Origin of the sequence: Bacteroides stercorirosoris (assembly GCF_900142015.1) — a bacterium.
GTDB classification, from domain to species: Bacteria; Bacteroidota; Bacteroidia; order Bacteroidales; family Bacteroidaceae; genus Bacteroides; species Bacteroides stercorirosoris.
In genome coordinates this window covers 335,168-347,726 of the sequence record NZ_FQZN01000003.1, presented here as the reverse complement: position 1 = coordinate 347,726, position 12,559 = coordinate 335,168, and the positions used below count along the sequence as shown (strand labels likewise).

8 protein-coding genes and 1 pseudogene are annotated in these 12,559 nt (G+C 43.8%); 6 read left to right on the top strand and 3 right to left on the bottom strand.

Features of this window, described 5'->3' with window-relative positions; all coding sequences use genetic code 11:
- Positions 1-207, top strand: a 207-nt coding sequence (locus tag BUC01_RS04225; RefSeq protein ID WP_139261798.1) for a hypothetical protein, incomplete at its 5' end; no start/stop codon positions are given.
- Positions 208-376: 169 nt separating this feature from the next.
- Here the strand turns inward: BUC01_RS04225 and BUC01_RS04220 are convergent.
- Positions 377-613, bottom strand: coding sequence for a DUF4248 domain-containing protein (locus BUC01_RS04220; protein WP_025834789.1), 237 nt, complete (start codon positions 611-613; stop codon positions 377-379).
- Between the two features lie 312 nt (positions 614-925).
- Here BUC01_RS04220 and BUC01_RS04215 point away from each other — a divergent pair, with 312 nt between their 5' ends.
- From BUC01_RS04215 to BUC01_RS04210, 3 genes and pseudogenes are all read left to right on the top strand, one after another.
- The gene (locus tag BUC01_RS04215; protein ID WP_025834791.1) at positions 926-1,426 is read left to right on the top strand and encodes an HU family DNA-binding protein; all 501 of its coding nucleotides are present in this window, start codon (positions 926-928) and stop codon (positions 1,424-1,426) included.
- 29 nt (positions 1,427-1,455) lie between these two features.
- Complete coding sequence (locus tag BUC01_RS25400) at positions 1,456-1,551, top strand: smalltalk protein (RefSeq protein ID WP_156482078.1); 96 nt, start codon at positions 1,456-1,458, stop codon at positions 1,549-1,551.
- Between the two features lie 272 nt (positions 1,552-1,823).
- Positions 1,824-4,924: pseudogene (locus BUC01_RS04210) on the top strand (response regulator).
- A gap of 42 nt (positions 4,925-4,966) precedes the next feature.
- Here BUC01_RS04210 and BUC01_RS04205 read toward each other — a convergent pair.
- Entirely contained in the window at positions 4,967-8,977 is a 4,011-nt protein-coding gene (locus tag BUC01_RS04205; RefSeq protein WP_083595434.1) for a hybrid sensor histidine kinase/response regulator transcription factor, read from the bottom strand.
- Between the two features lie 559 nt (positions 8,978-9,536).
- On the opposite strand from BUC01_RS04205, the gene sucC reads away from it, so the two are divergent.
- Positions 9,537-10,685, top strand: coding sequence for an ADP-forming succinate--CoA ligase subunit beta (sucC, locus tag BUC01_RS04200; protein ID WP_025834792.1), 1,149 nt, complete (start codon positions 9,537-9,539; stop codon positions 10,683-10,685).
- Complete coding sequence (gene sucD / locus BUC01_RS04195) at positions 10,682-11,557, top strand: succinate--CoA ligase subunit alpha (protein ID WP_025834794.1); 876 nt, start codon at positions 10,682-10,684, stop codon at positions 11,555-11,557. Before sucC ends, sucD begins: the two co-directional genes overlap by 4 nt.
- 50 nt (positions 11,558-11,607) lie before the next feature.
- On the opposite strand, the gene BUC01_RS04190 is transcribed toward sucD, so the two are convergent.
- A complete protein-coding gene (locus tag BUC01_RS04190) occupies positions 11,608-12,480 on the bottom strand; it encodes a pyridoxamine kinase (protein ID WP_025834796.1) in 873 nt (290 codons plus the stop codon).
- Positions 12,481-12,559 lie beyond the last annotated feature (79 nt).

The window sequence follows — 12,559 nt, the reverse complement described above, 5'->3', positions numbered from 1 at the left end:
CAGGTGAACAGGCAGACCACACAGACACTGGTGCTCTCGCTGGAGAAGTACGGGTTCCGCACCAGAAGGGACAGGCAGGGAAGCACGGAGTATGAGGTGGTGGACCTGATGGAGGATGAGGTAAACAACGGGTTCAGGGAGAAAAGGCAGGACGGGAAGACCAAAGAGGAGGATGAGGATAAGGACGAGGGGCTACTGCCGTTCTAAGGTTCGCATGCGCCCAACTTTGAGTTGACAAGGGCTAAGTTAGTGTATAACGTAACGGGTGGTAAGAATATATGTAATGCTACATTACATTATTTCTTACCACCCGTTACATATATTGGCATTTTCTTTACAAAAAGTACAAATCTTTCATTCACCGGATTCAGACCGTTTAAGGCTCCCCGAGATACTTGAAGATAAGTTTCACTTCAAGGGGCATATAAGAATGACGGTTCTTGTTATAACCCGCTTCCTGCAATTCCGCCATCAGTTGCTTGTTGGCGTAAATCCAGCGGCGCAGAAGCTGAAGGGCGGTAGTTATGCATACACCGGGGTTGTAAAGCATGGCAAGGTCGGCTTTGGTATAAGCGCGGACAGGGACTTTCCCATCTAAGTTTTCTTCTTTCATAAGTTTGTTTTTTAGTGATTTACATGGTATAAAGGTAGTCATTTGCAATGATATATGAAAGGAATAAAGCTGGTATTACCTCTCATTGGGAGTCTCTTTTTTTCATACAAATTCAAATAACGTCAAGCGGAAAGCGGAAGGAAAAAGAACGGGGTACATTTGCAGTATCCAAAGAGGAAAAAGAGCGGAAATCTTCCGGCAAGCCCATGATGGCGGAGTAAATAAAGAAAGCATGAGAAGAGGTCCGGACAGCTTTTCCACTGAGGATTATTAAAACAACCTTGTTTTTTAACTTTAAAAAAATTATTGATTATGGGAGTACCATTCAAAAAGATTCCGCGGAAAGATCCGCGAAAGGAGGATGCGGTGGCAAAGTTCTATCCGCAACTGGTGACGTTAGGGGACAACGCCGACCTGGAAGACGTGGCATACGTGATGAAGGAGAAAAGTTCACTGACATTGGGAGACATTAAAAGTGTAATCACCAACTTTGTAGAGGCACTGATAGGAAAGCTGTATGGCGGCCAGTCGGTGAACATAAAGGACTTCGGGGTCTTCAGCCTGTCGGCGAGGACCGTCGGAGTGGAGAAAAAGGAGGATTGTACGGCTAAGAACATTAAGGCCGTGAAAATCAATTTCAGACCCTCGACCACCATCAGACCCGACGTGACGGCAACACGCGCCGGACAGAAAATTGATTTCTACGATCTGGAAGCATTGGTAAACAAGGACGGAAGTTCGTCAGGTGGAAGTTCGTCAGGTGGTCAGGGAGGCTCCGATGGTGGAGGAGTGGATGAAAATCCACTAGGTTAAAATATTACGAATCATTTATACTGAAGAATATGAAAAAGTCTATCTGGGATAAAATTCTAAAAGTGGTGATTGCGGTAGCTTCGGCTATCATAGGGGCACTGAGTGCCAATGCGATGAATGTGTAGATATGTAGGGTAAATACTCTCTAAAGGTGAATAAGGCTGTTTTATTGAATAAGACAGCCTTATTTTTAGCAACCAAGACTCACCCATCAGAAATTCAGATATAGTTCATATTGCCTTGCATGATAAAACCATAATCCATAACAATAACAGAAAAGAAGCGGGTTAATTATGGTTAATATAAACCAAAAAACAATTACTGAAAACCTGTTTTTTTGTATTTTTGTATCAATATCTAATATTAATTCAATACAAGAAACACTTAATAATTGATTATGAGACTCTTTTTATCTTGGAAACGTATAATCAGCCTCTGCTTTGTTTTACTACACTTAAGTTTATCCAATGCGGCCGTAACCAAAGAACAACATCGACTACTTATTATTAACTCATACAATGAAGGAGCCCCATGGAGTCAGACTCTTATAAACCCTATTATGCTCCAAACTTCCTCTATAGAAGATGTCTGTGCTGACTTAGTGCATATAAATGGTACATTTATCCGCAACGATTCATTGTACAACCAAATGGAAGAAGGAATCTTCCAGCGTTATGAAAAAACAAACCGGATTATCTGGTGCTCATAGGCAGCATAGCTTTCACTTTAAGAGACCGCATTCAGAAAGAATGGGGGGACATTCCCATGGTATTGATTGCCAACGAAGACACCTATGCCCCACGGGAATATTATTTTACAGGGCGCTCCATAAATATGACAGATAACAAAGCCCTCCCCCTGAACGACCTCAGAGAACAATATAACTTCACATTCATCGAGACTCCGGATATGTATAAAGCAACCATTGACATGATGGTACGGATGCTGCCCAAAATGAAGAAGATCATATTCGCGGCAGACGAACTTTATCAAAATCAAAGGCTGGATCGGCTTATACACTCGTACATCACTTCAGAATATCCGAATATCGAATACGAACGGCTGGTAGGTAAAGAAGAAAACAGCAGACAACTGCAAGAATACTTACTGACAGATGACCCGACCACAAGTATTTTATTTTCTACATGGTTCTATGAACGCAAAAACCTGTTTGGATCGCCTACACTCATCAGCGGCGATTTCCAGTTAGTAGCATCTTCACCTCAACCGGTATTTGCACTGAGAGGGGCATATATCAATAAGGCCGGATTCATTGGCGGCCACTTCTACGACCAAGCCGAACTAGAGAAATCATTAACTGACGTTATCGGACAGATGCTCCAGGGGAAAGAGCTACGTGACATTCCATTCGTATATAGTAAAAAGTCATACCCACTCGTCAACTATGCACAACTGAAATTGGATGAACTTGATGCAGACCTTTGCCCGTCAGGCACTATATTTCTGAATAAGCCACTCACATTCTGGCAAAAATATAAGTGGTGGATCATCAGTGGAACAATTCTGTTGCTTTCACTTGTGGCCATTGCGCTCATAATATACTGGTTTCAGCGAAAGAAAATAGCCTTGTTCAGTGCCCACAACACACTGGTATGCAACATGCCGATATCATACACCCAGGCAAGAGTGGCTTTCGATGAAAAGGGAGAGGCTGCAGATATAGAATATCAGGCTGGCAATAGCTTGTTCAATAGTTTGTTTACAGCCAATGAGGATAATGATACAAATAAAAATTCGCTTTCACAAATTGAATGTCTTCCCCGATTTATAAAAATGGTCTTCAGAGAAAAACAAGCGATTACCTTCACACACTATTTCAAGCAGACCCACTCTTTTTATGAGTTCATTATCTGCCAGTCGTCCGAAAAGTACACCATAGATATTTTCGGGGTTGACATCACAGCACGCAATGAAGCGGAAAATGCGTTGCGGGAAATCAATAAGAAGTTGGAAATGACCTTGAGCGTGGCCCGAATCATTCCTTGGCGCTGGGATCTGAAAAGCGATATGATTACTTGCGAATCCGAACAGATACTGGCCCATATGAATTTTGCCAAAGAAGAAGGATCCACTCCCCAGGCACACATCATAAAAGCCTCCGAATACTTCCGGAAAATACACCCGGAAGATGTGGAACGCATGGAGCAAGTGCATGCAAATCTTGTATCCGGAGAATTACAGCATGCCCAAGAAGAGTTCCGCATCATCACCGAAGTGGAAGGACGGAAATTTATAGACTGGCTGGAAACCAATGCTGTAGTAGACCAATACGATGAGCAAGGATGTCCGGTATCCTTGGTAGGCTCACTGCTATTGATTACAGAACGCAAGAGGCAAGAAAAGGCATTGATAACAGCCAGAGAGAAAGCCTTGGAATCCGAACGGCTAAAATCTGCATTCCTGGCTAATATGAGCCACGAAATACGTACGCCATTAAACGCTATCGTAGGATTCTCCAGCCTGCTGACCGCCACTGAAGATGAACAAGAACGTGAAGAATTCATCAGTATCATAGAGAATAACAACCAACTTCTCCTGCAACTTATCAGCGACATTCTGGACTTGTCAAAAATAGAAGCAAATACACTTGAGTTCAATTACCAGAACGTTGACCTGAACGGATTGGCAAGAGACGTGGAAAGTACAGTACGGCGCAGGCTGAAAGAGGGCGTCGTTCTGGAATTCATTCCCGGAGTTAGTGAGTGCCATGTGCAAACCGAAAAAAACCGGCTCTCACAGGTACTGATCAATCTGCTGGTCAATGCCACAAAATTTACTCCGGCAGGCAGCATCACATTCGGTTATGAAATCCGTGGAAAAGAACTTTATTTTTATGTAAAAGATACAGGTTTAGGTATTTCACAAGAAGACCAAAATAAAATATTCGAACGGTTTACCAAAGTGAATACTTTCACCCAGGGAACGGGACTGGGGCTTTCCATCTGCAAAAATATTATCGAAAAGATGAAAGGTCGTATCGGAGTAGAATCCAAAGGAAAAGGTAAAGGAACTACATTCTGGTTTACAATACCGTATAAACCGGAAGTAGTTGCACAACAGAAGATACAGCAGCCTGTTGATTTTGCCCCCAAAGCACCTCAGCAAAAGCCTGTCATCCTGATAGCAGAAGATAACGAAAGCAACTACCTGCTATTCAATTCCATTCTTAACAAAGAATACGATCTGGTGCATGCCTGGAACGGTGAAGAAGCCATAGAATTATACCGGAAATTCCATCCGCATGTCATCATTATGGATATCAATATGCCCAAAATGGACGGATATGAAGCAGCGAGAGAGATACGGAAATTCTCAGAAACAATACCTATTATTGCCGTTACGGCATATTCTTTCTCTTCGGATAAAGAAAAAGTCATGAAGAACGGATTCAACGGCTATGTGCCCAAACCGGTTGACGCACATGTCTTGAAAGAGAAACTCTACAGTACAATCAAACAAAACATTGCAGCAATATAATAGTAAGGAGGGCCTCCCCCTCCTACTATTCATTTTCTTGCCTTAATCCGAATTTTCTTTTTCTGCCGTTCCTTTTCCCCTATATTCACTGGGGCTGACCCCGAAGTGCTTCCGGAATACTTCCCTGAAATATTTCGCATCGCAGAAGCCGGTCATATCCGCAATTTCCGTGATAGAGCGCTCTCCTTCCTTCAACATCCGGGCAGCACACTGCATACGTATGAGACGAACATAATCTGCCGGAGAACAATCAGTCAATGCTTTCACTTTGTTGTAGAAACTGCTACGGCTCATATGGTGAAGTGAACAAAGCATGTCTACCGTAAAATCCGGATCGGCCATATTCTTCTCCACATTTTCACGGACAGAAACAATGAACTTCCAGTCAAGCGTATCCCGGCACCCTTTCGGCCATTTTTCATTCTCGAAATCCGGACTGCCATACTTTTTATACAGCAAAAGCCTGTTGGCTATCAACCGGTCGATACTTGCCTTCAGGATATTGATGCTAAAGGGCTTGGCCATATAGTCATCCGCACCGATTTTCAGCCCTTCCAGCATGTTCTTTTCATCTCCTAATGCAGTCAGCAGAAGCACCGGAATATGAGAGGTCTCGATATTCCCCTTTATAGCCGCACATAATTCATCTCCCGACATTTCCGGCATCATGATATCCGACAGTACAAGATCCGGCTTGAACCCGGGCAAAATTTCAAGCGCTTCTTTCCCGTTAAGACAAGACTGCATCTGATAATCCTCACCAAGCGTATTTGTCAGGTAGATGCGTAAATCATCATTATCTTCCACTACAAGGATACGTCGCGAAGAATCCGGATTCTGTTTGGGCGTAACTGATGGAGAAAACGGAGAAATAACCTCGGGCACAGTGACGGGATGCTCCGATGTCTGGGATATGATAGTGGCTTTATGAAAATGTTTGTTTCCTTTAGGGAAAATGATTTTCACTTGCGTGCCCTGCTCCGCTGTACTCTCTATAGAGATTTTACCACCATGTAAATGTACTAATCTATGCACCAGCGCCAAACCGATGCCACTGCCACTCACTTTAAGGTTGATGACATTACTACCCCGGAAATATGCATGGAATAATCCTTTCTGCTCATTACGGGGAATTCCGATACCCGTATCTTTCACTTCAATACACCAGTTATCCCCACACTCCGAAGCGGAAACATGAATACTTCCATTTTCCGGCGTATACTTCATGGCATTCGACAGGATATTCTTCAAAATAGAATCCATCTTGTCTCTGTCAAACCAGACATTCAGATAACTGAAATTATCCTCATAATCCAGCCTAATATGCTTGACACTTGCATACGAACGGAAAGTATCGCAAATGCCGGACATATACGCACCCAGTTCATACTCGGACACATACAAGCGGGATGAGTAAGTGTCGATACGTTCAAAATTGATGAGATTGGTCGTAAGCCGCAAAAGTACATCCACATTCCGCAATGCCATACTTACATGGCTCTTCCCTTCTTCATTCACCATGTCCCCATTCCGCAGTTCCTCCAACGGAGCTTTTATCAACGTCAGAGGCGTCCGGATATCGTGGGCTGTATTGATAAAGAAACGTGCCTTTTCTTCTGACGCTTTCTTCTGCTTTCTCAACGTGATGATACGGAACAGAACCACACATACCAGAACCGCCAACAGGACATAACCGGCTATAGCCCACGGAGTAGCCCATAGCGGAGGGGAAATGATAATCAATATACTGCGCTGTTCATAACTCTTATATTTCTCTTCATTAGAAACCGAACGCACATGAAGCATATACTTACCCGATGGAATATTGGTAAAACGCATCAGTCCGTTGGCCGAAGGAGTAGTCCACTCTTCATAAAAGCCTTCCAATTTCCAAGAGTATAACACATTGGAGGGATAATCATAATTAATGGAAGAGGCCCTCAGTGAAAAGGTATTCTGTTCATAATCAAGCTGCAAGACTTCCGTACTGTTGATATCCGTCTTCAGGGGAGATTTCTCATCACCAGGATACATCAGCTGATAAGATATACGCAAATCACTGAGTATCATCGGAGAAAAACTGGGAACCGGAATGTGCATATCCGAAGGAAAACCGATAACCCCATCATTACTTCCCAAGACAAAGCGCCCGCTGCTATGCAGAATTCCGGCACCGGGATTGAAGCAGACACTCATAAGTCCTTGCTCACGGGTCCAGTTATTGAAAGACATCTTGCGGGGAGAGAAGTGAACAATTCCGTTTTCCGTACTAAGCAATAAGTCTCCATCCGGTTTAGGAAGAATCGTATAAATATTGTTGGAAATAAGGGCGCAATTGTCCGTATAGTATTGGGCAAAAGCTTCTTCTTTAGGGTCATAAAGCACCAGACCGGAACCGCTGGTACCCACGTACAGCACACCGTCGTCTCCCTGATACAAAGCACAAATATGCGATGATTCCACCGGCATATCAATGCTGCGGTACTTCCCGGAGACCTTGTCGAGCAGATACAGTCCCATCGAAGTACCGATCCACATTGAGGAGCTATCCTTTTCATGAATACAAGTGATAGAACTCAGTCCCGGATATAAACGGGATTTTCCACCCGCCAGATCAAAGCACTTCAGGTTATAAAAACCGCCTGACCAGATATTGCCTTCCGAGTCTTTCTTAATATCACGTATATACTGATCGGGACGCAAATCCAGATGAAAGAAAAGCGAAGAAGCTATATAATCTACCGTAAGGGTACGTTTGTTTATTTGGTAAAGTCCGGAAGTGAAACCGCCTGCCAGAATAACACCGGGAGAAATTTCACAAAGTGTAAGAAAGATGTGGTTCTTATCTTCCAACTCATGATCAAAAGTACTGATAAAAGAATGCCAGTTACCCGTAGCAGAGTTATACAGACTTATCCCATTACTTGTACCGAACCAAAGATCACCATCACTGTCTTCAATGACATCATGCACCTGATCATTGACAAGCGACTGGCGGTTACCAACCGAATGACGAGTCCAGCGATAACCTCCATAGCGGTTGTCACGAATGGTTATACCACTGGGATAGTTGGCAATCCAGATACGCTCATCACCGTCCACATACACATCATTAATATTGTTACCATTCATTCCATTATGGATGGTATAATCAGCTATGATATAAGGAACCGCATGACATGAATCCACATTCATACGATAAATACCTTTTCCATCAGTAGCTATCAGTACTTCTTTCTCACCAAAAGGCACAATCCGTTTAACGTTCACATCATTCAGGGTTCTATCTGAACGCGTCTCCGAGGACGTTTTAAGATCACAAATCCATATTCCCTGTTTAAAAGTACCGACAAAGAGTTTTTTCAAGGCAGTCGAGAAAAACAATTCACTTACCGGTATGTGAAGATTGTAGGCTGGTTGACATGTAAGTGAAGTATCTTGTTCATCCAACACAGCCTGATACAATCCTGATTCGGTACCGATAAAGAAATTCGTTCTGTCGACCTGTTCTATGGAGGTAATATTACCGACTATACTACTTCGCAACGAGGTTACCTGTCCCGTGTGCGCATCAAACAATGATATATGTTCCTTGCTGCAAAGCCAGATACGCCCGGTTTGATCCATATAACTGTAGGTTATATTCGGTGAGGCAATTCCCTTTTCCGGTAAAGACGGCATATACACCTGTTCAAAACGGTCGCGTTCGGGTTCATAACGAAAAATACGCCCTTTCCGCCCTATGCCCCACAAAGCACCGTCAGCAGTCATATAAAGCCAATTCAAGTTAAACTGCATATTAAGCTTTTTCCCTTTATCCGTCAGCTCGTAATGTTTGATTTCCTTGCCGTTGTAACGATTCGGCCCTTCCTGCGTAAGGAACCACATGTATCCTAAAGTATCTTGCAGGATACGGTAAACTTTCTGACTACCCAGACCATCCTCCATGCTTAAATATCTATATGCCTGGGCCGCACATACTTGAGTAAAGAATACAAGTATGGTAAACAGCATGGAGGTGTTTCTCAATAGATGGAATTCTCTCCTGTTCATTACAATTCGTGTGTGTTATCACATTAAAATACAAGATTAATATGCAAATTTAACAAAAAAGGAAGAAAAAATCATAGGATAAAAAACGTTTTTTTTCATATTACGAATCAGCTATTATCACCTTGGTAATATTTTTAAAATGACAAAATATAGAAATCAATAAATCATAAAAACAAAAGGGACTGGTTTTCATAAAAATAGAATATAATTAATGAAAAAATTCCGTATTTGCATGTAAATAACATTACAATAGAAATAGAAGCACAGTAAAAGCACACTTCAAAGCCAATATCAAAGTCACCTTTCTGTCATAAAAAAGAAACTTTAGAAAACATAAAATACCAATCATTAAGTCATAATACTTTTCTATTTATTATCCTACTGAAAAGTTGTATATATTGTCAGTTTATATCCACACATAAGACCTACCTCATAATATTACTCACTTGCGGCTGACAAGCCTGCCTCTTTCTCTTATTACTCTTCTTAATCACTTATTTGACAACTTTTTAGCTCTTCCGTTTGTTTAAGATAAATAGTAATCTATAATCCATAATCCATGAAAGTACATGAATATCAGGCAAAAGAGATTTTCTCCCGTTATGGTATCCCGGTAGAACGGTACGTGTTATGCAACACGCCCGATGAAGCTGTGGCCGCCTTCCGGCAATTAGGAGTGAACAAAGTAGCCATCAAAGCCCAGGTGCTGACCGGTGGACGGGGAAAAGCCGGAGGCGTCAAGCTGGCAGACAGCGAAACACTTGTGAGGCAGCATGCTCAGGAAATCCTGAACATGACCATCAAAGGATTTCCGGTGACCCGAGTCCTGATTAGTGAAGCCGTAGACATCGCGGCTGAATACTACACCAGCTTCACCATCGACCGCAATGCCCGCTCAGTCGTCCTCATCATGAGTGCAGCGGGCGGAATGGATATTGAGGAGGTGGCCCGTAAAACTCCGGAAAAGATTATCCGCTACAACATTGACCCGTTGATAGGACTACCCAAATATTTGGCACAACGTTTTGCATTCACGCTCTTCGAACAAGCGGAACAGGCCAAACGCATGACCACTATCCTACAGGACCTTTACCAAGCGTTCATAGAAAATGACGCTTCACTGGCCGAAATCAATCCACTGGTACTGACGGCTAAAGGCACATTGCTGGCTATCGATGCAAAAATGGTATTCGATGATAACGCACTCTACCGCCATCCCAACGTACAGGCTCTTTTTGAACCCACTCCGGAAGAACAACTGGAGGCTACGGCCAAAGAGAGAGGATTCAGTTATGTACGCATGGACGGTGATATCGGCTGCATGGTGAATGGAGCCGGACTGGCAATGACCACAATGGATATGATTAAACTCTATGGCGGTTCACCGGCAAACTTCCTGGACATCGGAGGCAGCTCAAACCCTGTGAAAGTGATTGAAGCCATGAAGATACTGTTGAATGATTCGAAGGTAAAAGCTGTCTTTATCAATATATTCGGCGGAATCACCCGTTGTGATGATGTGGCTATCGGCTTGATACAGGCTTTCGACCAGTTGCAAACGGACATACCCGTAATTGTAAGGCTAACGGGAACCAACAAGAATATCGGCAGGAAATTATTAAAGGACAGCAACCGTTTTCAGGTGGCGGAGACTATGAATGAAGCCACCCTGATGGCAGTAAAATCTGTGAAAGGAGGAACATTATGAGCATACTTATCGATAAATCGACCCGCCTGTTGGTGCAAGGAATCACAGGCCGAGACGGGCATTTTCACGCTATGAAAATGAAAGAGTACGGCACTCATGTGGTAGGCGGTACCTCTCCCGGAAAAGGCGGCAGTACCATTGATGGACTTCCCGTTTTCAACACCATGTACGAAGCGGTAGAAAAGACGCAGGCCAATGCCTCCATCATATTCGTACCGGCAAGCCATGCGGCAGATGCCATCATGGAAGCGGCGGATACGGGAATCAAACTGATTATTTGCATCTCCGAGGGCATCCCTACCCTCGATGTAGTAAAAGCCTATCGCTTCACCCAACTAAAAGGTGCAATGCTCATCGGACCGAATTGCCCCGGCTTAATATCTCCGGAAAAGAGTCTGGCAGGTATCTTGCCCGGTAATGTCTTTAAAAAGGGAAATGTCGGAGTCATCAGCCGCAGTGGCACATTGACTTACGAAATCGTTTATCACCTCACTGTCAATGGCATGGGACAGTCCACCGCCGTCGGTATGGGAGGCGATCCCGTAGTGGGCCTTTACTTCCGTGAACTGCTGGAGATGTTCCAGAACGATGAGGACACAGAAGCCATCGTCATGATTGGTGAAATTGGCGGGAATGCGGAAGAACTGGCAGCCGAGTATATAAAGAAACATGTGACCAAGCCTGTCGTAGCCTTTATAGCCGGGCAATCGGCTCCTCCGGGGAAACAAATGGGGCATGCAGGAGCTATTATTTCCGGCAGCTCAGGTTCGGCAGAAGGGAAGATTGCAGCACTCACAGCAGCAGGCATACGGGTGGCCAAAGAACCGGCAGAAGTTCCGGTCTTACTAAAAGATTCACTACCAAACAAATAACATAGCTCATAAGGGGTTGGTCCGGAAGCGGATTCAGCCCCTTATCCCAATCAGATCAATTCGTAGCTGGCACTTTGGATAGGCATATCCAGATTATGCAGCACCTTTTCAAGCAAAATACCTTCCCGGTTATCATACTCATAACCGAAAGTGGCACGGATGCCCTGAAGAATAAATTGCGTGGCACGGTCCAACGCAATGGGAAGACTGTCGCCTTGCAATAAAGCTCCAGTAATGACGCTCGTAAAGGTATCTCCCGTTCCCGGATAATGGGCGGGCAGATATGGGCAGGTAATTTTCCAGTAGCGATCTCCTACCCGGTTGTAGGCATATACCGAAGTTTTGTGGCTTTCACCATGGACGGGAACACTCGTAATAATGACTACCTGCGGGCCTGCATCGGATAAAAACCGTAGATAGGTCTTCAATTCTTCATCGGTATTATCCGCTTTGTAAGGCTTATCCATCAGATAGAAGAGTTCGGTAAGATTCGGAGTAATCACGTCCGCCTTTGCAGCCAGATGGCGCATTTCCCGAATCATCGACTCATCAAAGTTAGTATATAACCGCCCGTTGTCTCCAAGTACCGGGTCCACCACTACCAGGTCATCCGGCTGGCGAAAATCATCTATAAAGTCCGAAACAATCTGCACCTGTCGCGGAGAACCCAGATAGCCTGTATAGAAAGCATCAAACTTTACATCCAGCTTTTTCCATTCGGCAATAATCCGAGGCATTTCATCCGTCAGGTCGAGGATGGAAAACTGCGGGTACTGCGTATGGCTGGACAATACGGCTGTCGGCAAAGGACAGACCTGAAAGCCCATTGAAGACAAAACAGGGATGACAACCGTGAGGGATACGCGTCCAAAACCAGACAGGTCATGAACGGCAGCTATTCGCTTTACTTTATTTGTGTACATCTTGGTTACTGCATTTTTCTTTCACATAAAAAATTCCCCGCAAAGATAATCTTACGGGGAATAAACAACAAGCTAAAAG